Raw genomic sequence first — 25355 nt, 5'->3', positions numbered from 1 at the left:
GGGGTAATTATTGTTTGAAAGTGGGGTAAAAAATGTTCAAGGAAGCCACAACAGGGGATAACGCAAGGGTAGATTGCGAATGACTTCGTCTTCCGATGGGCGGTGCTCTAATGCAACCCAGGTGTTCAACAACTCCGTATGGCCGTAGGCAAGCGCGCCCAGAAACAGGAACGGCTGAGCAACGGGCCATTCATTCCAATACATGACGTCCCGGCTATACGGCCACCTGTTTTTATCCTGTACATACGGAAGCATATAATGGATTCCTTTTTCAATGGAGCGGCCGTCGTCTAGTTGGTACGTCCAGAGGTTGTTTCCGTTGTCTGACAGCAAATGGCAAATCGTCGTCATGGCGTCCAAATTGAACAGTGAATACCCGTAAGGTTTGGTACGTTCGGTTTCGAGTGGGAAACTTCCATCGCTTGCCATTTGCTGGGACAGCAGAACGGTCTTATACTGTTCGGCGCATCGGCGGAGCAAGACGTTGTTTTGTGTATAGCGGGCAAAGGCGGCTACCTGCATTACCCAGCATGTGCCATGATTATTTTTGGCATTCATCTCCTCAATCCCGTAGGGATGGGTGGACAGCCAGAAGAGGTAATCGCTGAACCATTTTTTTGTGCCATGCAGGATATCGTCATCCAGTAGTCCGGCTTCTTCCAGTAACCGTAAGGCTTGAGCCACCTCGATAAGGTGGATGGTATCAATGATGCCGATTCCCCTTCCCGTGACATGCCCATTGATGGCCTGCGCATAAAGCAGGGAAGGGTTCATCCGGGTGCGCGGGTCGATAAACCATGCTATGATATGCTGGAGGGCATGACGGATATAGTGTTCGTCGCCGGTCAGTTTCCAGGCAGACACCAGCGCCCCGACGATGCGACTGAAGCGGATCATGGCCAGCCTGTGATCGACGAAATTGTCCGGATTGGTGAGCCCATCCCTGCGGATGTACGGCCCATCGGGATTATTGGGATCTGGCCACCAATAATCGCCTTCCGAGTAGAAATCATGTTTGCTGCCTGCACTGCGCTTGGCGATATTGGCGGTAACAGTTTCGGGTTGTTGCGTGAGCGCCCATTGGGCGTCCTGTAACGTTTTCTCCCGCAAGGTATGGATGATGGTGGCTGCAATCGTATCCCGTGAATAGGGAGTGGGAAGCGGCAATATCGCCGTTTCCAGTCCTTCGACAGCGGCGGTGGCTATCACGTGGCTGCCCGTGCGTTTCAGCCGGATGAGGGCGCGTCCATTGTAGGCTTGTACCTTGCGTGAGCCGTCCGATGTGCCCAAATCAGCAAGCAGGTAGCCATCGCCTGCGGCAGAGAAATGGATGTTGTTTACGGCATCGAGACAGGGTACGCCGTTTTTGTCTACCAGCAACGCTTCAATGGTTAGCGTATCTGCGTGGACGTTCAGTGTGCGAAGCCGTACAGATGATGGGGCATCCCATTTGGCTGTCTGGTAATGCTGGATGATGCTGTCTGTCACGGTGATTCCATCTTTCTTCGCTACGACCTCCAGTTTGTTTTCACCTTCTTGGAAGACGACCATCCACCGTAGACCCGCTGCGGGGAAATCCGGACTGTCACGCTTACGGATACCGTGGCTTACACCATTGACAAACAACTCGGCTTCCGTGCAATTGGAATAGACCTTCACCATCTTTTCTTCCCCTTGCTCACCCCAGCGGACAGGCCAGCTATGGCCATAAATATGGGCCATAGGTTTTTCGGTCCAATAGGACTGGAAGATGTAGTACGATTCCTTTTTGTTGAAATTGCGCTCCACAACACCTTTTTGGTTGACATAAGGCACCGGGTTTTCCGGTCGGATGGGGGTGGAGAAATCCTTGAATGGCCAGTAGGCGGTACCGGTGAGCCAAGGCATGGTTTCCTGCTCCTTGAGGTGCCAATCGACGAGGTTGCAGATGTAGCTTTCACTCCAGTCGCCGTCTTTGGATACACGTGCAGGACCACCGAATAGCGACGCGTCGCCCGCCCGCTCATCAGCTGTGGTGCTGTGCATGACGGTTGATAGTCCATTGTCCGGGTTTTCGGAATGCCGCCGGGCATGGCTATCGCCGCCCCATTCCACGTGAAGGAAGTGATCAACCTTGTCAAATTCAGCTTCGGTAGCGGTTTTGTAATCCGTATAGATACCCCGGTACCAACCCGCCCAGATAGAGGGCGAGTAGACATCCACGATGTCCTTACAGAAATCGCAGCGCCTGATGGCCGTCTTGCGTGAAGGGTCGATCCGGTGTGATAAGTCGTGTAACTCCTTCATGAAGGTGCGGATTTGCTGCTGATCGAACACCTCGAAATCGCCGGGCCAATCGTTTTCATTGCCCAACCCCCAGATAATTACCGCGGGATGGTTGTAATGTTGCTCAATCATGTTGGTAAGCATCCGGCGGGCCTGCTGTTTGTACTGCTCGCCGCCGAGACCGCCGCGGCACCAGGGGATTTCTTCCCACACGAGGATGCCAAGGCTGTCACAGGCTTCCAGCACGATGCGCGACTGCTGATAGTGGCCCAGGCGGATAAAATTGACGCCCATTTCCTTCATCATGTGCATTTCCTGCCAGATCAGGTCTTCCGTCATGGCTGCAGCCACACCGGCATGGTCTTCATGGCGATGGGTACCCCGGAGCAGCAGTCGCTGGCCGTTGAGGTAAAATGGACCTTTGGTAGCAAACTCGAAATGACGGAAGCCAATGCGTTCGGTATGGACGCAGGTATCTTGGCCGGACGCTACGACGATGCGGACAGTGTAAAGCTGTGGCTGCGCTGGCGACCACATTGCGGGGCGTTTTACGGTGAACCCTGAGAGGTCAATTTGGTCGTTGAATGCCGTGAGGTGCTGCTGATGGGTTGCAACGACCATGCCTTTTGGGTCTACAAGTTGTGCCGTGATAGCGGCTTCCCGTACTTGGCTTGGATTATGTAAACGGGCATTTAGCGTGACCTGGCCGTTGGTGCCATCGGCCTCCGTCGTGGCCGAGGCGAATAACTGAGCTATGGATAGCGCAGGGACGTACACCAGGTTGAGGTAGCGATAGATGCCACCATAGAGGTTGAAGTCCGACAAGTCGGATGGGATGAGCTCCAGATCGCGGGAATTGTCGCAACGGATAACCAACGGCACCTGTTTGTTGAATTGTTCGGTAAAGGCCTTAGAAGTTTTGAATGCCGCGACAGCATCGGTAATGTCAACCGTCCATTCATCGTAGCCGCCGACATGTTCGGCGACTTTCTGGGTATGGATATAAACTTCCGTTTTTTGTCCGGCACCTTCGAAGTGGAGCAGGACGCGACCGTTTTCATAAGGGTTGTTGATGGGGAGCGTCGTACGGTACCAACCGGGCCCTTGGTAGTAATTGACATCAGGAGCTACGGCATCCGTGGCATTGAAGCAATGCGGTAAGGTCACCGCTGTCCAACTGGGGGAAGCTTCCGGATCACCCGGTTTGTAAGGCCTTACAGCCTCCCAGGTGCCACCGAGGTCCTGCCGCACGAACTCCCAGTTTTCATTCAGGCGGTGTTTTTGTTGGGCCAGGGATATAGAGGCAACGCATAATAGGAGTAAAGATACGGTAATGAATCGAGCGCTTTTCACAATTAACTAATGCTATGTTACAGGTTATCATAATTGAAGCGTAAAGATACGCTGGCGCAAGCATCTTTTGGGGTAGTAATCGATTGAATAGGGGGTGAAAATTGTTCATACCCCCCATCAGTCAATCAGTATTTTGGATAAGCGATGATCGGTTTCCCCTGCAACATCCGTAAATATCGGGTCAACGCCTCTACGTAATAATAGTCGGCATAAGACAGCGGCACATCAATTTCGCGGTTCGCGGGTAGGTGGCCTGTGGAATGGTCGAGGATAAATCCTCCGCAAGCGCCCGTTTCGACACTATAGGGCGTTTGCGATAAGCTGAATATCATCTGTTCCGCAGCTTTTTCATAAGTTTCTTTTTCTTGCTCCGCTACGTAGCCGGACAACTCCAATAATGCAGAGGCTGTAATGGCGGCGGCGGAAGCATCGCGGGGCGTATTGGCCTCCGGTGCGATACTTAGATCCCAATAGGGTACTTTATCTGCCGGCAAGTTGGGATGATTGAGGATGAAATCGGCAATTTTTTTGGCCTGTTGACGATAGCTTTCTTTCTGCGTATCCCGATACATCATCGTATAACCATAGAGCCCCCACGCCTGACCGCGTGCCCATGCCGATTCGTGATGGGCACCTTGATGGGTATGTTTATGCCTTACTTTTCCGGACAGCGTGTCGTAATCGATGACATGGTAGGAACTGTTATCTTCGCGGAAATGATTTTCCAGCGTCGTATTGGCATGTCTTTCGGAAATAACCTGATACGTTTGGTTTCCTGAAAAGCGTGATGCCCAATTCAGCATCTCGAGGTTCATCATATTATCAATGATGACCGGAAACTGCCATTGGTCGGTTGCGGCATTGGTATCCCAGGATCGTATACAGCCCGCCTTCGGATGATACCGCGAAGCCAAGGACTCAGCGCCCGTCAACAGCACCCGCTCGTAGTCCGGACTACCCGTAAGGCGTAGGGCATGGCCAAAGCTGCAATAAAGCATGAAACCCAGATCATGTGTGCCCGTGTTGTTTTTTTCTTTTTCCAATAGGTTGAGCCGTTTGGTAGCTTCCGCGAGTAAATCGTCATTCCCGCTGTATTCATACAGGTACAGTAAGGTGCCGGGGTAAAAACCCGACACCCATGATTTGCTTTCTACCAATCCTAATGAATCGTCATCCTTGCGATAAGTGCTGGGGAAAAATCCATCAGGAACCTGCGGAATTAGTATCCGATATTGTTGTATGGCGTCATCCAGCTTTTGCCTAACAAATGTTTCGGACAGCCGTTGTCCCACTTGTTCCTGTGCCAATGAGTCAACCGAGCAGAAGAAGATTGCCAATATTAAACTGAACATACTATTTTTCATTGTTGGTATTTAACTACGTAATTCGTTTCAATATCCTTCGTTTTGAGGAAGGAGGTTTGGATTCCGGTTCAGCTCGTCCTGTGGAAGAGGCAGCAAAGTATGGTGCTTTCGGAAATTAGGCCGTGGTTCGTACGAATCTGGCCCGGTGAATGCTTCCTCGGCAATATCCCAGCGCACGAGGTCATACCATCGTTTCCATTCAAACGCAAGTTCTACGCGCCGTTCTTCGCGTACGGCCGCGCGGAACGCTTCCTGCGACATGCCCGGCTGCAGGTCTGCCGGGAAGGCGGCAGGCGTGCCACCAGAATTTCTGGCTCGTGCCCGTACGGCATTGATGTATGCATAGGCACTGGCATTTGGCCCGCCTTGTGCTTCATTGATCGCTTCCGCCGCAATCAACAAGACTTCTGCATAGCGGAAAATCGTGTAATTATGATCTGACAAGGTGCCATCTTCGGTAGCGTTGGCGCCCGGATACAGGCACCACTTTGCAATGTGTATTCGGGGCCATCGCCATTCGGTATAGGGCGTCATTACACCGTTGACCGGCGTTTCCGTTAAGAAACTGACTTTTTTGCGATAATCCCGGTCGTCGAAACTGTCATAAACACCCGGAGAGGCTACCACAACACTCCAGCCGTTCATGTCGGCATCGCGCACGCCTGTAATTGGAGCCATGAAATCAACATTTTGCGGATAAGTGGAGCCCTGCACACTCCCTTTGAAATCTACCGCCCAAACCTGCTCCTTGTGGTCGCCCAAATCCGCTCGCCATAGGTCTTGGTAATCTTCCATCAGTCCATATCCATAAGTTCCTGCGTTACTGATGATGTCCTCGGCATGTTGCTGGGCTTTGCCGTAATCGCCAATGGTGAGGTATACGGAAGCCAGCAGCGTCTGGGCTGTGCCTCTCGTGGGCCTACTCCTGATGTTGTTGGTATACGTGTTGGGCAGGTACTGCATACCGTCTTCGCAATCGGCGATGATATGCTGGTAAATCGTTGCTGCCGGCGTTTTCGAGATAGACGAAATCTGACTGGGGTCGGAAACAAATGCTCCGATGTAAGGGATGTCACCCCAAAGCTGCACCAAATGGTAGTAACATAAGGCACGCAACATCTTTGCCTCAGCGATTAACTGGTTTTTATAGTTTTCGTCCATGCTGACGGCGGGGATACCGTCTATGGCTGCATTCGCGGCGCCGATCACCTGATAAAAATAGGGCCAAAGCGTAGTCACAATTCCATTGTTGCCATCGGTCTGGAAGTTATTCATTTGTACCCGTTCGGAAGCGGTACCGATATCGCCGATGTCACACATATCGCTCAGGAGCTGTAGTCCAATCAGTAGCCTACGGCCATACAGGTATTCACTGGCTATCCAGGAATACCCACCCATCACCGCAGCTTCGGCATCAGCCTGGGTCTTGAAAAATGATTCGGGTGCCAAGATACCTTGTGGGTTTTCCTCCAAGTCAGTACAGGCCACGGGTACCAACGCAGTCGCAATGATAAATAAGTAGGTTATAATGCGTTTCATTTTTTTCGTTATTTAGTTGACTAAAAACCGATACGGACTCCTAATGTCCATGATTTGACATTGGGATAACTCCCATAATCTAATCCCACATTAATGTTGGAATCTTGGAAACTTACTTCCGGGTCATAGCCCGAATAGTTGGTGACCGTCCAGATATTTTGGGCACTGACGTATACCCTCAGCGTTGACACGCCCAAATGCCGCAATTTTGGTTCTTCTATGTTGTATCCAATCGTCAGGTTCTTCAACCGAAGGTAAGACCCGTCTTCCACGCTGCGGGATGATACTTCCGATTTGTTGGCGCCCGAGGCTCTTGGGATATCTGTGTCTGTATTCGTCGGCGTCCACCGGTTCAAGGCATCAATTGTTGCATTGCTCTTGCCCGCCATCCAGTCCAGTTCCAATCGGGTATAGTTCATCATGTCATTGCCCACACTCCCTTGGAAAAAGACGTTGAAATCGAAGTTTTTGAATCGGAAGTCGTTATTGAACCCGAACACGAAATCGGGATGTGGATTGCCGATAATCCGGCGGTCGTCATTATTCACCACGCCATCGGGAACACCGGTAAGGTTGCCTTCGGCGTCCCGGCCTGTGATATCCAGGTACCGGACATCTCCTGGATTTTTGTGGGGTTCCGCACTGAAATCGTCGTTTGTTTGATAAATGCCGTCAAATACCCAACCGTAGAACGCCCCTATAACTTGCCCTTCACGTAGGATCTGCGAATCCGTAGAAAGCATATGCCCCGGGGCGGTAGAGTATAGCAAATCACCCCCAGCTAATTTCAGGATCTTATTGCGGTTGAAGGAAATATTGAAATCGGTATTCCACTTAAAGTCGCGATCCAAGTTTATGGTAGACAATGCAAATTCCCACCCTTTGTTGCGCAGGCTTCCTATGTTTTGCAGTGAGGTTGTATACCCGGAGTATTCAGGAAGCGGCACGTCATAAAGCAGTTGCATGGTCTTCTTATTATAGTAGTCGGCTGTGAAAGACAACCGGCTGTTGAAGAAACTTACATCTATCCCGATATCGGTCTGTTGGGTGCTTTCCCAAGTCAGGTTGGCATTGGCCACATCGGTAGGCAAGACGGCATTGACGGGATTGCCATTAATAATGGTAAACGACGGCGAGAATTTGGCGAGGGATCGGTAAGAGCCGATCTCTGTATTCCCCGTCTCCCCATAGCTTGCCCTGATTTTGAACAGCGATAATATGTCGGCATCCCGAAGGAAGGGTTCTTCCTTTATGTTCCATGCGACGGCGCCGGATGGGAAAAAAGCCCATTTATTGTTAGCGCCGAAACGGGAGGAGCCGTCGTATCGTCCGGTGAAGGTAAGCAGGTACCGGTCCTTGAAGTTGTAGTTTAATCGCCCATAGAACGACGATAGTACCCATTCGGTAAGGCTCGATGCAGCGTTTTGGTAGTTAGAGCCGCCGCCCAGGTTCCAATACGAGAATGAATTGGTGACAAAATTCTGATTGGAAGCCCGCCAGTATTCGCCCCGGGAAAACTGATAGGAATAGCCGCCCATCACCATGAGCCTATTTGACTCGTCAATGCGTTTGTCATAAGTCAAATAATTTTCATTGATGACCATCGTTTGCTTATTTGCGGCAATAGAGCCGATCCCCCCGTAATTTCTTCCCGCATTCAACGTGGTAGGGATATATTCGCCCGTTCGGTAATTGTTGGTCTGGATACCAAAAGTCGATCGAAATGTCAGGTCACGCCACAGATCCAGCTCGGCGTAAGCATTGCCTTGGAACAAATCGGTTATCCTGCCGCTTTCGCGTTCCCTGGCAACCGCTACCGGGTTGTCGTGCGGGTCGCCAACCTGAGACAGCGTATACGTCCCGTCCGGGCCAAAGATGTCCTGGACAGGCTCGAACTTTAGCGCGGCCATAATCACACCGGTACCCGTAGACCCGCCGCTGGGTTCTTGTGTCAAAACGCCATCGCTCTTCGAACGTAAATAGAACATCTTCGTGCCGAACCGTACACGGTCATTTAGCTTGATGTCCAAGTTGGACATACCAGATATGCGATCGAACAGCGAATTGGTTATGATCCCTTTATTGTTGAAGTAATCGACGGATGTATAAAATTTGATTCCGTCGGTACCTCCGCTGGCAGAAAGCTGGCTATTCCCCAATCCACCCGTCCGGAAAACCGCATCTTGCCAATTTGTACCCGCGCCATATTGCTCGGGGTTGGGATAAGGTACAATGGACGATCCGTCATTTTGATAGATTTCGTTGATGTATTGGGCAAACTGTTCTCCGTTGAGCAGTGTCAACTTCTTGCCTATTTCTTGGATAGAATAGGAGCTGCTAAACCCCACTTGGGTTTTTCCGGCTTTACCGCTTTTTGTTGTAATCAGTACAACGCCGTTGGCTCCGCGAGATCCATAGATCGCTGTGGCCGAAGCGTCCTTCAGGATGTCTATGGACTGGATGTCTTCCGGAGGAGGGGGCGAACCGCCTGCAAAACCGTCAACTACGTACAGCGGTTCGCTGCTTGCGTTAATTGACGTACCTCCACGAATGCGGATACGGGGGGCTTGGCCTGGCTCACCGTTTACACTCGATACGGCCACCCCCGGGGCCCTTCCCTGTAGGGCCTGAACGGCCCCTGCCGTGGGGTATGCCGCAAGCTGGTCAGCGCCAACTGAAGAAACCGAACCGGTAAGATCTCGCTTACGTTGGCTGCCATATCCTACCACCACCACTTCGTCCAAATCGCTCATGGATGCTTTCAGCACAATATTGATGGTGTGTCTATCACCTATCGGTTGCTTTAGGGCTTCAAATCCCACAATGGTAAACACCAGGATAGTGCCGGTTTCAGGCACTTGAATGCGATAGTTGCCCTGCGCATTGGTTGTGGTAGCTGCCGACGTACCGTCGACGGTGACGGTGACGCCTTCGAGCGGACTGCCCGTTTCGTCCGTCACGGATCCGGTGATCAATCGTTGCTGGGGCAGCTGCGTAACTGCTTTTTCAGGATTGATGGATAGTGCCGTTGCCGCGGGCCTATTCGTGACCAAAATGGTCTTATCCTCAATTGTATAGGTAAAAGGCTGATCGGAAAGGAGTTTGTCAAGAAACCGGTGAATATCCATTTGGGTCGCCGAAATGGAAACCGGTTTAGCGCGTTGCAACTCGTTGTAGTTGTAAAGTATCACATAACCGGTCTGTTGCTCAATCGCTTTAAATACATTTTCCAGCGATGTCCGCTTCGTATTCAGGGTGATGGTCTGTGAATACGTGCGGGCCTGCAATTGCATGCAAGTAATCAATAGCAATACATAACTCACTTTGATGACCATGACAACTTGCCGTAAAATAGATTTATTGGTGTGGAGCTTAGGAGGTAGGCAAAAACCTTCCAAGCCTCGCTTTTTTTTCATAACTTTGTGATGCTAAGGTTATACTTTGTGAAATAATCCGATTATCGTATCAGGGATAGCCCATGGCATATGGCGGGGAAAGTGGCGTCAACACTTCCCTGCTTTTTCTATGGTATCCCGCTGGGGTTATGGTGGTGGTCTCCTCATGATTATTCAATTTAAGTTTATTAATCAGTTATTAGATTCTTTCGAAACGAATAAGATAAGTGTACGGTCTGGTTGCAATTCCGATTTAATGTGGAAATCTTTCTCTAAAAAGCTGAGAAAAGTAGCTAATTTCACTCCGCGGCTCATTTTTCCGCCCAAATAGCCTTCAGGTTTTTTGCCTTTATACACGACATGAATATCATACCAACGCTCAATCTGTTTCATCGATTCATCGATGCTTAATCCGTGGAAGTTGAATAATCCGTCTTTCCACGCCACAGCGGCACTTGGGTCGATGTGGTTGACCGTAATTTTATTATCCTGATGGTTCACGACGCTTTGTTGATTTGGGTCAAGCATCTGGCTGTTTCCATTTGCTTGGGCCCCTTCGGATGCTTGTATACGTACCGATCCGGTTAACAGCGTTGTCTTCGTGGCCGTTTCATTTTCATAGGCGTTGATATTGAATGAAGTGCCAAGTACTTCCACGCGTTGTTTGGTGGTATTTACGATAAATGGCCTGGATTTGTCTTTTGCCACTTCAAAATAAGCCTCTCCTTGAAGAGAGACTTCGCGCTTACCGCCTTCAAACGCGACAGGATAGGTGATCGAACTGGCCGCATTGAGCCATACCCTCGTCCCATCGGATAAGGTTATCTGGTATTGGCCGCCTTTCGGCGTACTTAGAGACAATAGACGCGAGACATTAGACATTGGACTTTCCTTTCCGTCTGCCCATCTGTCGTCTAAAATATCAGTTCCGTCTGCATAAGTAATCCCATCTCCAATGACAATTCCACTTTGCTCTATGTTCAGATCAATGGTTTGCCCATTGGCAAGTGTCAGCGTCGCACGATTACCTCCCGGAAGAATTTGTTCCGGTGTGATGGCTATGGGTTTGTATTGACGCGATCTGTCTGTGAAAAAGTAAATACCCGCAAGCAGGAAAATGAGGATGGCGGCTGCGGCAGACATACTCCACCAGATTTGACGGGTCGATTTTTGTGTATCTATTGGATCGGCGATTGCCTCGGGAAGTTTCTTGATTTTCGCATGAAGCTGTGGATATAATTGATCAACGCGCGCTTGGATGAAATCGGTATCGCTCAAAGTAGATTCGCTGTCCAACGCATCAAGGATAATCTCCTTGAAGGCCTCGTCTTCCAGTGCAGCGAGCTGCGTGAATAATTGGTCAAATTCTTCGCGGCTGACTTGCTTATTTAAATAGGCCGTCAATAAATCGAGTATTGCCTTGCGATTCTCCAATGATAATGCGGTTATAATTCGTTTGTATGTATATACGTTCGAGCAGACCAAACACACTATTGGAAAATAAAAAAATAGTGAGCTATGGTCAGGCGATATGAAAGGCCAACAAAAGATACAAGATAACCGCTTGCTCATCACGGGTCGATTGGAGCACGTAACTTTTGATTTCCTTGATGGCTTTTACCAATTGATTGCTTACGGTTGAAACGGAAATTCCCATCAGTTCAGCTACTTCTTGGTAGCTCTTTTCTTCCAGTTTGCACAGCAAGAGTATTTGCTTGCGCTTTGGTGGGAGCCGATCGATGGCGGCAGAAATGAGTTGACGTTGTTCCTTGGCGATCAACGTCTCTTCGCTGTGGAGATAAAAACTTACCGTACTGGCCCACAGCTCTTGCTGCAATGCCTTATCACGGCTTATTTTACGGAAAAGGTCAATGGCCAAATGGTCTGCAATGCGATATAGGTAGGTCTTGAATCCCTGTTGGGGATCAATTTGCTCTCGCTTTTCCCAAAGTTTCAGAAAGGTATCTTGTAAGATTTCTTCCACCGTGTCGGTGTCTTTCAGCAAGCGCAGTAGACGCTGGTAGAGTACAGGAGCAAAGGTTTTGTAAACTTCGTCAAAAGCCATGTTATCCCCGTCACGTAGCCTACGCACTACATCGGCATCGATCGTTGGTGATGGGTGTGGCATAATTGGTTTTTTTCCAAAGATACGTAATTTTTGGAAAATGCAATTAGCCACACCCACTGCTTAGTTTAGCTCCTCCACATAATCCAAGTCCTTATGGAAGGTTTCTTTCATGCCCAGAGTCGCCCAGAAGGCCAGTGCGAGCAATAGGACACCGACGGTGAGCCCGCCGGTAACCATGGAGCCCGTCCACTGGGTCACCAGGTGGAAGAGGATGGTGGATGGCACAAGCGCGCCGCGGGCGAAGTTGGGCGCGGTGGTGGTGACCGTGGCGCGGATATTGGTGCCGAACTGCTCGGTGGCTATGGTCATGAAAATGACCCAGTAGCCCACGGAGAAGCCCAGCAGGCCGCAGAGCAGGTAAAAGGCGCCCAGGCTTTGCGGGGTAAGGAAGAAGTAAATGCCAATGCTGGCGACGGCGATGCCCAAGAAGGTATAGACCACTTTCAGGCGGCTGCGGAGCGCCTGGCTGAGCAGGCCGCTGGCAATGTCGCCGAGTGTCATGCCGCCGTAGCACCAGGCGATGGCCTGCCCGCCGCTGATGTCGCCCCTTACGCCGAGCAGCCTGCCAAACTCGGGTGACAGGGTGACGAGTATGCCCACCACGTACCACAGGGGCATGCCGATGAGGATGCAGCGGAGGTACTTGAGCAGGTTTTTGCGGGAGCGGAACAGGCCGAAGAAGTCGCCGCGGTTTCCCACGGTTTTTTTGGCATGGTCAAACATGCCGGACTCGGCCACGCCGATGCGGAGCAGGAGCAGGGCCAGGCCGAGCCCACCGCCGATGAAGAAGGAGGTGCGCCAGTGGAAGAAGTCGGACACGAGGTAGGCGACCACGGCACCGGATATGCCCACGGAGGCGACGAGCGTGGTAGCAAAGCCGCGTTTTTCGCGGGGCATGAGTTCGGCCACGAGGGTGATACCGGCACCGAGCTCACCGGCCAGGCCGAGGCCTGCGATGAAGCGCCAGATGGCGTATTGGGTGACGGAGGTGACAAACCCGTTGGCAACATTGGCGATGGAATACATGAGGATGGATCCGAACAGGACGGAGAGGCGTCCTTTCTTATCGCCGAGGATACCCCAGGCGATGCCGCCGATGAGCATGCCTGCCATCTGGATGTCCAGCAGGAGGATGCCGGTGTTGGTGAGCTGCTGACCGCTGAGACCGAGGTCCTGGAGGGATGCCACGCGCACGATGCTGAACAGGAGCAGGTCATAGATGTCTACGAAGTAACCGAGGGCCGCCACGGTGACGGCGGCAATGAGTTTGGTTTTTACATTCATGGGTTACTTGTTGGGTTTTGACAGTACTTGCTGCTGTTCCAGCAATGCTTTTTCCAAATCGGCGTAGTCCACGTCCTGCACGGCCATATCGCCATCGATGGCCAGTGAGGCCGCAAGAGCGGCGCTCTGGCCGAGGATCATAAACACCGGCTCCATGCGGATGCTGCCGAAGGCGATATGTGAGCTGGATAGGCATACGGGTACCAATAGGTTTGCACATTCCCCTTTCTTGGGGATGATTGAGCCATAGGAAATGCGGTAAGGCCCTTTCTTTGTGCTGACGCCAATGTCGCCTTCATTTTGTACAAATCCGTCCGGCTTTATGTAGCGCTGTGCGTTATGCGAATCGAGCGTGTACGATCCCATGCCTATAGGGTCGGTGATTTCCCGCTCGCTGAAGGTGTCGTGCTCGGTCATCACGTATTGACCTACCATGCGCCGGGCTTCCCGGATGTACAGTTGGTGTGGCCAGTTGCCATTGTCGGTAAATTCGTCTTTGGCCAGCCCCCATTGTGCCATTTCCTCCCTGACTTCTTCGGGCACTTTTGGATCGTTGGCCAAGAAATACATCAAGCCCTTTTGGTAATCCTCATGTTCTTTAATGATTTCCCGGCGCCGTTCATAGCTGGCCTCGGGATAGTCGTAGTTCATGCCAATGAAGTCCGTGCTGAATGGGCCGTGGTTATTGGTGTCCGTTTTGCGATTGGGAATGGGGTCGAACTTCTCGAACGTCTCCCGCCAGCCCGAGGCAAATACGCGTGCCAACAATTCATAGTGCGCTGGATTATAACCATCCGGTTTCGGAAAAGCGACGCGGTTGTCCGGGTGATTGCTCAGGCACATACGGAAACAGTAGGCTTGCAAACGATGATCGCCCTGTCCGTATTCACCCGGCGGATCCGTCGATACGCCGTACAGCAAACCGCTGGTGCTGTCGCCGGGGACCTGATAGGGGCTGATATCCGATGCAAACCAGTGTTTGTGATGCAGTACACCGGTCTGGATACCGTTCCACTGTTCGTCGTATACGCTGTTTGCCTCCCGTCCTACGTGGTAGCTGACTCCGGCCGCGGCCATCAAGTCGCCTTCATAGGTGGCATCGATGAACATCTTGCCCCGGTAGGTCGTTCCGCTCAACGTCGTGATGGAAACGATTTGGCCGTTTTCCACTGCCACACCTGAATCACGGTCCAGCCACTCGTCGCGGCGCACGTCTAGGCCATTTTCGTCCACATAGCTTTCAAATACGCTTTCGGCTACGTGGGGCTCGAATATCCACATTGTGCGGGCATTGCCATCAATAGCCGGTGTGCCCTGCCCCTTGTTGCCATACTCCGAATGTTGCTGCCAGCGCCATGCCGCACTGTCTTCATAATGGAGGTAGACCCGGTGGTAGAAGTCACGGGCGAGGCCACCGATGGTAGACTTGTCCCCTGTGTCGGTAAAGCCCAGCCCACCCGAAGACAGGCCGCCCAAATGGTTGTCGGGCGACACCACAATGACCGATTTACCCAGTTGCTTAGCTTGTACCGCCGCGGTGATCGCGGAGGCTGTGCCACCATAGATAATGATGTCGGCTTCAGCGTGATCCGTGGCTGGAGACGAACAACTCGTAATGGTTAATAGCGCAATTAGCGCAAACAGTACCGTTTTTAGTTTTTTCATAACGTTGTTAATATAAACAATTTACGTAAATAAGCCGGATAACTTTCTTTATCCACCGACCCGTCGCCACGGGTGATGCTATCACCGAAACAGACGATTCGCCTCATCGGGAGCTGGTGATATTGGATAAATTGACCGACGGCTAAGGCGAGGAAGCGATAGCCGTTCGGTGTGGGATGGACACCGTCGGTCCGACCGCTGTTAGCTTCGTTGCGGAGCAGCGAATCGTTATCCAGCCCGATTTTTCCGATTCTTTCGAAGATCTTCCCGATATCAAAAAAGGCAGTGCCGCTTTCATGCGCCACCTTTTCAATCACGGCATTGTATGCGGCCCGTCGTCCCGATGGACCCTCGGGCTGGAAGAACTCCTCCGGATGCCGGGTCAGCAGATAAGGTTCATAAAATGGCAGCATACTCAGCAATAGCAGCCGACTCCCACTGGCTGTTAGTTGATCGGCAAGCTTGGTGAGGTTGGCTTCATATTCGTTGAGTGGTACGTACTTGCCGTGGTTCATGTCGTTTGTGCCGACCATGAGAATGACCAGATCCGGCCGGTGAGACAGGCAGTCTTGTGCTACCCGCGCCAGCAGGTTCCGTGTATTGTTGCCGTTTACCCCGGCATTCACGACCAACGGCTCGTCTTCACTGCTTTGATTGAGATAGGAGGGGTGCCCTGCCCAGCTCAGTCCGGAGAAACCGGCGGTCAGGGCACCCAAATCCCAAATAAATGTTTTCCTATTCATCACCGAGCCAGATCCATTTTACTGCATCTACAACGACCTGTCCGGTGGTTCCTGCATTGCTGATTTCCACCCAGCCCGATTCGCCTTCCTCGAAGCGGAATTCCCCCAAGGGCTTGTACACAAAAAGGGTACTGGCCGTAGATTGGTCCAGCGTAACGTTGCTGGTGCCGTCGCTATGCTGGATGGTGACGGGTACATTCGTCGCCCGGTTTTCACCCGGTGAATAGGCAACCGAAACCATGTACCGGCCGGTTTTAGGCAAATCGGGGACAAACCGCGTTTTTTTCCCACCTTTTTTCGTGTCGCCGTCGATATACAGCAGCCGGAAATCATAATTTGGCGAGCGCGAGCGGATCCATTCGCCTGTTATTTCGCCGTCTTCGGCTTCTACATTCACGTCACGGATAGCCGATTCGCCGACAGGGACTTCTGCCTTGATAAATGGCGAACGCAATCCGTTTTCGTCTTCCACCAGTAGGGTAATCTCGTTGACCTTCGCTGAAGTGAACGTGTGTTTAACCATTTTGTCAGTGGCGTTGATTTCTCCCGTTCCGTCCAGGCTCCACCAGATTTTTTTGAGTGGAGCGCGGACATCCTTTTCCTCCACGGTAAACGTTACTTCTTCGCCCACTTTGGGTTCGGCCGGCGTGAAATGGATGGCCACATCCGGCAGGTAAGGGGCTTTCAATATGGCACCTTGCTGGGTCAGCAGGGATTGTAGCTGCTTGACGGCTACATCCTGCACCGCGCTACCGGATTGCAGGGCAAGGTGTGCTGCCAACCCTCCAGCATGGCCCAGCATCATGAATACGGGCTCCATGCGGGCCGATCCATAAGCCACGTGGGTGGCCGAAAAACCACCAATGACCAGAAGGTTTTCGTTGCTGTGGGGTACAATGATTTCATAAGGGATTTCATAGGCATCGCAGGGTTCGATGAAACCGCCTTCGGGCACGATTCCTTTTGCTGTCATGAGGTAATCTACCACATGGCAGTCCATGTTGTAGCTGCCGACACAGATGGTTGTTTCCTTGTAGCGGTGGGTGCGGATATCATTTTGGGTCAACACATATTTGCCCACCATCCGCCGGGCCTCACGCACGTAAAGTTGTGGCGTGATGTGGTTGTTTTCGGGGTATTCATCCGAAGGCAAACCCCATTTTCGCGCATCTGCACGGAATGCCTCGGGAAGTTCAGGGTCATTTTGGAGCATGTAAAAGAGGCTCAGCCAATGGTCGCGGTGCATGGCGTAGATCTGTTGCCGTTCTTCCCAGTTTGCCTCGGGATAGGCAAAGTTTACGCCCGGCAAATCGCCATCATTGTTATCGTGTTTGCCATTGGGCATTTCCGCACCGATGAGATGGGGCATCAATTCTTCCAGCTTCGTATAGCCTTCCTGGAGTATTTTCTGTTTCATCGCCTCGAAACGTTCAGGCGTGTAGTGATCCGGCTTTGGAAACAACACACGGATGTCTTCGCGCCGCGTGAGGGTACCCCGGATGTTGTATGCCTGTAGTTTATGGTCACCCATTCCACGGATTTCCTTGGGGCCGTAGTTGACTCCGGCAAAGGATTCGTTATATTCCCATTGGCTCTCCCGCCCCACGCGATAGGGTACGCCTGCTGCGGCCATCAGATCGCCTTCATAGCTTGCATCGATAAACATCTTCCCCGAGAGGGTTTGCTGTTCACCCGATGCGACGCGTTCAATGGCGATGGAAGCTATTTTCTGCTGTTGTATAGCCACGTCCACCAATCGGTGACGGGTCAGCACGGTGATGTTGGCTTGTTCCTTCACCATCTCATTAAAGATTTGTTCGGCTACGTGGGGTTCGGTAAAATAACCTTGGTAGGATTTTTCAACCTGCTTGGATCCTTCGCCGTATTGCTTGACGTAGTAGGCCAAATTGCGGTTGAAAAACTCCTTGGATAGCCCGCCAATGGTTTCTTCATCGCCCACGTCCGTACGGATAAGCCCACCTGAGGTCATTCCACCGATCCGGACTTGTGGCTCAACGATGATCACCGAGTGGCCCATCCGTGCTGCAGCGACTGCCGCAATGACGCCTGCTGGCGTGCCTCCATACACAATCAAGTCAGCAGATGTGGGTTCATGGCGAGCGGTATGGGCGGCGGCATGCCGCGAATAGCCGGAGAAGACCAAGAAGATACTGATGATGAAAAAAAAGCGTGCAGCGGTCTTGCCGAATGTATGATTCATGGTGAGCTTAATGATTTGATTCCTGTTGTATAGCATGTGATTGGATATTTTTTAGTAATTCGGATTCTGTTGGAAACCTTCCGGATTGGTGGAAAGGTCGATCTGGCTTTGGGGTATCGGGAAGAGGTAATGTTTGGCCGGATCGAAGTTCGTGCTGGTATTGACGATGGTCGTAAACGAAGCCGAACGGGTTTTTTCGAGGAAATACTCAAACATGCCGGTACGCGCCAAGTCAAACCACCGCTGGAATTCAAAGCATAGCTCCCGCGCGCGCTCCATCATGATTTCTTCCATATCGATATCCGAGGCCGTGTAATTGAGGAAGCCGGGAGTCTCCGATTCGGGAATCGGCAATCCGTTGGCACCCAGTCCACGCGCCCGTTGACGCACCTGATTGATGGCTTCGAGCCCTTCGTCCGAAATCACCCCGTTTTTCTTATAGTCCGCTTCTGCAAACATGAGGAGCACATCCGCAAAGCGGAGTACAATCACGTTATTAGGGGCATTGGAATAGAGGTAATCCGAAGTCTCGCGCCAGGAGTCGCCCCAGCGGTATTTTGTCACCCCGCAACGACCCATGACGACCTGGTTGTAGTTGTCGGGTGAATAGGCAGTCCCCCAGATATACGTCAGCGAGTCGGGAACGTTGTTGATCACGTTGACCATCGAATCCGTGAGGTTCCAGAGCCGCCTCACATCATAGTCCGGCGCATCAAGCGAGGGCTTGTAGTAGGTGTAGAATTTGGGGACATACACGAGGTTGCATTGCCCGATCATCGCGTTGGTGTGATAGGCTGGATTGCCATTGATGGTGCCCGAGGCAATCATGCCGTATTCTTTGGTCCATTGGGTGCCGTAGGGTACAACGGCACTGAACTGGAGCTCAAAAATAGATTCTTTGTTGACGTTTTTGTTTTCAATTTTGAATACGTCTCCGTAAACGGGCAATAACTCGGCTCCGCTATTGTCTTTTACATCCTTTAAGGTCTCCCACGCCAACGTATACAATTCATCGGAAGGTTGGGGTATTCCGGCATAACCCGGTACTTTTGCCGCCTCCTTGGCCGAGGCCATGGTGAGGTAGACTTTGCCCAGCAAGGTTTTGGCAGCCCAGTGGTTAGCATGCCCGTTATTCGTTTTGGCGGTCGTGAGTATGCCTTCGCCGGTAGCAAAACGCAGGTCTTCCAGAATAAAATCATATACTTCGCTAATGGGCCTGCGGGGTAGTCCATAGTCAAACTCACCGGTAATCGGTTCGGCGACAATGGGCAGTTCGCCAAATGCCTGTACCAGCCGGAAGTATACAAATGCACGGATAAACCGTGCCTCGCCAAGCACCTCATTGCGCTGGGCTTCGGTAATCGCTTCAACCTTTTGCGCGGCGTCTATTAGTACATTAGCCCGCGCAGCAATCTCGTAATGCCGGAACCAGTATTCGCCGACAGCACCTTCGTTGATCGAAAACGTATACCGGTCAAAATTGAAGCGGACGCCCGTGGAACCCTTGAACATGGCTTCGTCGGTACCCAGCTCCGTCATAAACAGGGGCGTGTTGGTGTATACGCCAAACAAGTCCTTTGCCGACGAGTACATGCCGACCAAGCCTGCATCAAGCGTCACTTTATCGACAAAAAAGTTGTCTGCTGTGTATTGTGTTTCGGGTTCTTCAGCGAGGAATTTTTCACAGCTCGATGTCATAAAAAGCAAAGGCAATGCGATCATCCAAAGCTTTGTGTTATCGATTTTCATCCGTATGGTTATTTTTTTCATGATGAAAGGAATTGACTAATTAAAAACTCAACCTAAAACCAAGGGCATACATCCGCGACCGCGGATAGGAAGCATAATCCAGCGATGGCATCAGATCTCCGAAATTTCCCTGGCGGGTATTTACTTCGGGGTCATAACCGGAGTAGTCGGTCCATACCCACAGGTTTTTCCCGCTGGCAAACACGGTTAAACCTGAGATACCAAAACGTTTTAGCTTGGCTATCCCATTATTCCCCAGGTTGTAGGACAAGGTGACATCCGACAACCGGATGAACGATCCGTCTTCGACCCAATCCGACAGCATCAGTAGCTCTTCCGGCCCACCCGGCATCCGGTATACATTGGTGGGATTCCCCGTTTCAACCAACGCACCGGTATTTAAGTCATACAAGCTTGGCCGCCACGCATCGGCAGGCCCTTTGGACATGTTGTTGATGTTGCGCCCGTGTTCCAGTGCGACCCGGTTGGCGTTGTAGACCTGATTGCCGTAGCTGTAGGTGATGACTGTATTGAGGCTGAATTGCTTATATTGCAACAGGTTGGTGAGCCCGCCCATAAAATCGGGTTGTCCGGTACCCAGTACCACCCGGTCGTTGGCGTCAATGACGCCATCGCCGTTTTGATCGATAAACCGCCGCGTACCCGGCCGTACGGCTGCGATGGCTTGGCCGTTGATGGACCGGAGCCCGGATGACAGAATCTCTTCGTACGATTGATAAATACCGTCGGTGACATAACCATACCACTGGCCTATGGGTTGTCCATTGCGGATAAAGGCACTGTTTCCCACGCCGGGTACCACGCCGGGATCTAAGCCCAGATCTGCTCCTACTTCTAGGGCCTTTGAACGGTTGAAACCGATATTGGCGTCGAGATTCCACGCAAAATCAGGCTTGTCGAAGATGGTCGTCGATAAGGTCAGTTCAACGCCGCTGTTTTGGATGGCGCCGAGGTTTGTCCAGGTACTTCGGTAGCCACTGTAACCCGGGGTCACCTTTTGGATAAGCAGGTCCCGGGTTCGCTTCAAATACCATTCAGCGGTCAGGTTTACCCGGTTGTCCAGTAAACCTACGTCAAGACCGGTATTCACCTGGGTGGTGGTCTCCCATTTCAACGCGAGGTTTTCGGGGCGCTCGACGACCACACCATAGTTGGGTGTATTGCCATCCATGGGCGAAAAATACGTACCAATGGTAGATAGCGTGAGGTAGGAAGGTATGGCCGTATTTCCGCTTTGCCCAATGCTTGCCCGGAGCTTAAGATTCGATATGGCGTGTACATTTTCCATAAAATCTTCTTGGAAAATGTTCCACGCGATGGCTGCGGAGGGGAAATACCCCCATTTGCTGCTTCTGCTGAAACGGGAAGACCCATCAGCACGGAATGTTCCCGTCAGGAGGTATTTTCCCTTATAGCTGTACTCTGCCCGCCCAAAAAACGATGCCATTGTCCATTCCGTGATGTTATAGGTGGGGATGATGGGTACCGTGCCGTTTTGAAGGCCGTAGACTCCCAGGATTTCGATGTCGTAGTTTTGGTTTTCTGCCGTGACCAAGTTGATTCGTTGCCGTTCAAACGTGGCCCCGGCGACCGCATTAATCCGATGGGAATCGCCGAATTGGTTTTTATAATACAGCAGATTTTCATTCATCAGTTTGGTGGTCGTACCCCTGGACAGGTAAGCGCGACCATTGAACCGCGAACCCGAGCCGGTGAACTTCGGATAATAGGCATCCGTATTTACATTGGTAGTCGAATAGGTACCGGTGATCTTATAGGTAAACTGTTTGTTGAGTTTGGCATCGAAACTCAATCGGGCCAGCCAATTGGTTGGATACCGGTTATTGGTGACATACTTTGCCAAGGAATAGGGATTCGTGGTGATGTAGTCATCGACGGCGACATTGTCTTCCACGTCGCTTTGCGTCAAGGGCTCCGTCGGCGGCTTGGCGAGCATGGCCGTAACGATGGTATTGGAAACGACGCCACCATTTAGGGAGCCGGCGATGAAGCCGTTCGTCGCGGAGTGATCGCCCGAAAGGTTCAAGGTCATATTAATGGCTGGTGACAATTGCTGTTGCAGGTTGAAACGGCCTGTTAGCCGTTCGTAGTCGCTGAACACGACAAGCCCACCTTGCCCCAAATAACCACCCATCAGGGAAAACTTCGTTTTCTCGGTACCGCCGGAAATGTTTAGCCGGTATTCTTGTACCAAGCTATGCTGGAACATGGCATCCTGCCAGTTGGTATTGATCGAGTCCGGCGACCCGTAATTTTCCCAGTCGTGGTATAGGGCATCCTGAGCGACTCCCCAGAAACCTCCGGGCTCGCCGAGCGGGGTGTCCCGAAAGTAGGTAAATTCAGGCAGGACGTTGGCAGGAACGTTGGGGTCGCTTGCGCTCGGAGGAGAAAATACGTATGCCGATGCCAGGAAACGTGCTCGTGCAAATTCCTGGGCATCCATTACCGGAAACTGTCGGCTTGGTGTCTGGACGGTAAGGTTGGAATAAAATTCCGCATTTGTCCGGCCGGCTTTCCCGCTTTTAGTGGTAATCATGACCACCCCGTTTGCCCCACGGGCGCCATACATCGCTGTACCGGATGCATCCTTGAGGATTTCGATGGACTCAACATCCCCCGGATTGATGTTATCTGCATTGTCTTGCAATACGCCGTCGATGACGAACAAGGGCGTACTGCCCGCACTGATGGAACTGGCTCCCCGGATCCGGAAGGTGAAGGCTGATCCCGGTGTGCCGTCATCCTGTGAGATTTGTACCCCAGCGGCTTTACCGCGCATGGCGTCGGCCAGTGATACCATTGTCCGTTGCCCTAATGCTTCCTGCGAAATGGAAGAAACGGCGGCCGTGAGGTCTTGCTTCGTGGTCGTACCGTATCCAATGACAACAACTTCATTGATGTCACTGGTCAACATATGCAGGGTGGCATTGACCATGTCAGATTCACCGATGGCCAGTTCCGTGGGTTGGAAGCCTACCATCGAAAAAACCAGTGCATTGTCTTGCGCTGGTAAGGTAAGGCGATAACGGCCAGCGGAATCGGTGGTAGTGGCCCGGCTTGTTCCCTTGACCGTGACCGTAACACCCTCCAGCGGACTATTCAGGGAATCCACGACGGTCCCTTGGATGACACGCTGCTGCTGAACCACGGTAGGGGGGGCGGGCCGGAGGATAATGGTTTTGCCTTTCAATACCCATTCCAGTCCTAAATCATCGGTGAGCATATCCATGGCCTCACGAAGCTCAACCTGTTGGATACGCGCGCTTACCTTCATCTTCGCTAATTTTTCCCCTTGCAGGAAGAAAAGATAACCACTCTGTGCCTGGATGCGTTCCATGACTTCGGGCAAGGGCATGTCGCGCACTTCGAGGGAAATCGTCTGTGCGTTTACCGCAGCGCTTACCTGCAATACCGTCATCAGGGTCAGAAAAACGGTTAGTTTCATAGTTAGTAATAATCGGTCTGTCAAAAGCCAAGGACGGCTTTTAACACATGAACAAAAAATCATATGTTTGTACTGTTTGGATTACGTTATTAATTGGTTACATCAATGATCGCCTTGTCGATAGCGGTATATTCAAGCGTTACGGCCGGACGGTGGCTTCAACACCATCCGGTCTTTTTTGTTACGAACAACCGCCACCTCTGTCAAGTTTTTCTTTTATTTCTCATCATCGCTTTTAGTTTGGTAAATTAATAATTGGTTATTTATAAAAAGGACTACTTATGGCATAACAACGACTCGGTTAATCTTTTCCCGCTGTTCGATCCGAAAATTCACTTTTCCCGCTTTAAGAATATCAAGTACTTCAACCAGTGTATCGTCCCGACTGATTTTTCCAAAGAATGGTGTTCGCGGAATGTTGCCTTCATAAATGACTTCCACCTTATACCAACGGCTCAATTGCCGCATCGCATCCCGTAATTCGGTGCCATTGAACACAAAATAACCTTCTTTCCAGGCAACTACGGATTGGATGTCTGCCACTTGAATGTCGATAGCCGTTCCGCGAAGCGTGGCTTGCTGGCCGGGTTTTAGCGTGAAGTCCGATACTTTTACTTTACCTTCTACTAACGTAGTTTTGGTTTCCACTTCGTCTGCATAGGCCATAATGTTGAATTGAGTGCCTAAAACTTCTACCGTCTGTTCCTTCGTTTTCACGAGGAAGGGTATTTTTTTGTTCGCGGACCTGCTATCGGCTGCAGACCACTGTTCACTGACATCAAAGTACGCTTCGCCCTCCAATTCCACAATCCGTTCTTTCCTGTCAAACCGCGACGGGTATTTCAGCGTGGAGGCCGCATTCAGCCACACTTTGGTGCCATCGGGCAAAGTGATTTGGTAGGTGCCGCCTTGGGGAGTGGTTAACGTCAGCAGACGAGATTCGTCATGGTTAGTCTTCGGGGGCTGTTCCCCGGACCCCGAACTAAGCACCAAGCTTCCATCAGCATACGTGATCCTGTCTCCAATGATAATGCTGCCTTGCGCCTCGCTCAAATCAATGGTGCGCCCATCGGCAAGGGTCAAGGTAGCTCGATTTCCTCCGGGAGCAATATCCGCATCATTAATCGCTGACCATTGGTCGCCAGTTATCGACCACTGATCACCAATTACCAAGGCACCCACAGCCAATGCAATAAGTGCGGCAGCGACATAGGGCAGCCATTTGCGGAGGCGGTATGTTTTTGTGGGATGCTGTGCGTGTAAATTACGTTCCAAACGTAGCCGAATGTCCAACAGGTCTTCCAGTAGCTGTGCGTCGTTCAAATCCAGTGGACTGGTAACGCCGTGCAATATCCAGCTTTCTACTAATTGCTGCTCAGCTTCGGTGCAGTTGCCGGCGCGATAGCGTGCTAAGATATTTTCAGCAGTTTGTTTGTCCATAATGGTTAGCCTTTAGCCTGTTGTATAGTAAGACAGCTAAGCGGGGGGTAGGGGTGAGTGAAAGGTTAACTTTTTTAAAAAATGATCAGAATACCATAAGAAACAGGTCTCCCAATCGGGCTTTTAATAGCTTTAGTGCGTTGTGCATATGGCTTTTGACGGTCTCTTCGGAGATACCTAATTTTTCGGCGATTTCCTTGCGGGATAAATTGGTGTTGCGGCTCAGTTCGAATACCTCCCGCATACGGGGTTGTAGGCTATTGATTTCCTTTTGAATAAAAGCTTGTAGATCATTATTCCGCACAAGGTGATCGGCCGACTGGTGATCCACCTGCTCAATATACGAAAGGAAAGAATCGATGTAGCGGGTAGCTACCTGTTGGTGGGCAATGGAATTGATGATGCGGTTGCGCGCGGCAGCATACAAGTAGGCTGAAAGGTGGCCGGTGATTTCGAGCCTATCCCTATCGGTCCAGAGCTTGAGGAACAATTCATGGATAATGTCTTTTGCCTCTTCCCGATCGGTTAAGCGTTTGTAAGCAAAGATGTAAAGAAGGCCATGATAGCGGTTGTAAATTTCGGTATAGGCGGCTTTGTCGCCTTTCTGTAGTAAAGGCACCAATGCTTCATCCGTATAGTTGGAGTATGCGGCCATCGTTGGTTTTCCCTGCGAAGGTAGTAAATTCAGGGAATATCAAGAGGCCTTAATACGGGGTTGTAAG

At 51.3% G+C, this 25355-nt stretch carries 14 protein-coding genes; all 14 read right to left on the bottom strand.

Going from position 1 to position 25355, the window contains the following annotated elements:
• Positions 1-36 precede the first annotated feature (36 nt).
• On the bottom strand, positions 37-3618 hold the full coding sequence (locus BMW65_RS24770) for an alginate lyase family protein (protein ID WP_317040495.1): 3582 nt from the start codon (positions 3616-3618) through the stop codon (positions 37-39).
• 125 nt (positions 3619-3743) lie between these two features.
• Positions 3744-4982: a glycoside hydrolase family 88 protein gene (locus BMW65_RS19190; protein ID WP_090607925.1), complete on the bottom strand. Its 1239-nt coding sequence runs from the start codon at positions 4980-4982 to the stop codon at positions 3744-3746.
• A 27-nt stretch (positions 4983-5009) separates the two neighbouring features.
• Entirely contained in the window at positions 5010-6521 is a 1512-nt protein-coding gene (locus BMW65_RS19185; protein ID WP_090607923.1) for a RagB/SusD family nutrient uptake outer membrane protein, read from the bottom strand.
• Between the two features lie 20 nt (positions 6522-6541).
• On the bottom strand, positions 6542-9937 hold the full coding sequence (locus tag BMW65_RS19180; RefSeq protein ID WP_090607921.1) for a TonB-dependent receptor: 3396 nt from the start codon (positions 9935-9937) through the stop codon (positions 6542-6544).
• Between the two features lie 171 nt (positions 9938-10108).
• On the bottom strand, positions 10109-11350 hold the full coding sequence (locus tag BMW65_RS19175; protein WP_177181222.1) for a FecR family protein: 1242 nt from the start codon (positions 11348-11350) through the stop codon (positions 10109-10111).
• Between the two features lie 88 nt (positions 11351-11438).
• Positions 11439-12044: an RNA polymerase sigma factor gene (locus tag BMW65_RS19170; RefSeq protein ID WP_090607917.1), complete on the bottom strand. Its 606-nt coding sequence runs from the start codon at positions 12042-12044 to the stop codon at positions 11439-11441.
• 60 nt (positions 12045-12104) lie between these two features.
• A complete protein-coding gene (locus BMW65_RS19165; RefSeq protein ID WP_090607915.1) occupies positions 12105-13328 on the bottom strand; it encodes an MFS transporter in 1224 nt (407 codons plus the stop codon).
• A 3-nt stretch (positions 13329-13331) separates the two neighbouring features.
• The gene (locus tag BMW65_RS19160; RefSeq protein WP_090607912.1) at positions 13332-14993 is read right to left on the bottom strand and encodes an FAD-dependent oxidoreductase; all 1662 of its coding nucleotides are present in this window, start codon (positions 14991-14993) and stop codon (positions 13332-13334) included.
• On the bottom strand, positions 14990-15736 hold the full coding sequence (locus tag BMW65_RS19155; protein WP_090607910.1) for an SGNH/GDSL hydrolase family protein: 747 nt from the start codon (positions 15734-15736) through the stop codon (positions 14990-14992). The genes BMW65_RS19160 and BMW65_RS19155 overlap by 4 nt, the downstream gene beginning before the upstream one ends.
• Positions 15729-17957: an FAD-dependent oxidoreductase gene (locus BMW65_RS19150; RefSeq protein ID WP_177181221.1), complete on the bottom strand. Its 2229-nt coding sequence runs from the start codon at positions 17955-17957 to the stop codon at positions 15729-15731. Before BMW65_RS19150 ends, BMW65_RS19155 begins: the two co-directional genes overlap by 8 nt.
• Before the next feature lie 51 nt (positions 17958-18008).
• A complete protein-coding gene (locus tag BMW65_RS19145; RefSeq protein WP_218145466.1) occupies positions 18009-19727 on the bottom strand; it encodes a RagB/SusD family nutrient uptake outer membrane protein in 1719 nt (572 codons plus the stop codon).
• Between the two features lie 19 nt (positions 19728-19746).
• On the bottom strand, positions 19747-23193 hold the full coding sequence (locus BMW65_RS19140; protein ID WP_177181220.1) for a SusC/RagA family TonB-linked outer membrane protein: 3447 nt from the start codon (positions 23191-23193) through the stop codon (positions 19747-19749).
• A gap of 279 nt (positions 23194-23472) precedes the next feature.
• Complete coding sequence (locus tag BMW65_RS19135) at positions 23473-24633, bottom strand: FecR family protein (RefSeq protein ID WP_090607904.1); 1161 nt, start codon at positions 24631-24633, stop codon at positions 23473-23475.
• Positions 24634-24718: 85 nt separating this feature from the next.
• Positions 24719-25288, bottom strand: coding sequence for an RNA polymerase sigma factor (locus BMW65_RS19130; RefSeq protein WP_090607902.1), 570 nt, complete (start codon positions 25286-25288; stop codon positions 24719-24721).
• Positions 25289-25355 lie beyond the last annotated feature (67 nt).

Origin of the sequence: Parapedobacter koreensis (assembly GCF_900109365.1) — a bacterium.
GTDB lineage: Bacteria > Bacteroidota > Bacteroidia > Sphingobacteriales > Sphingobacteriaceae > Parapedobacter > Parapedobacter koreensis.
The sequence above is the reverse complement of the archived record's forward strand: the minus strand, read 5'-3'. Positions and strand labels throughout refer to the sequence as shown.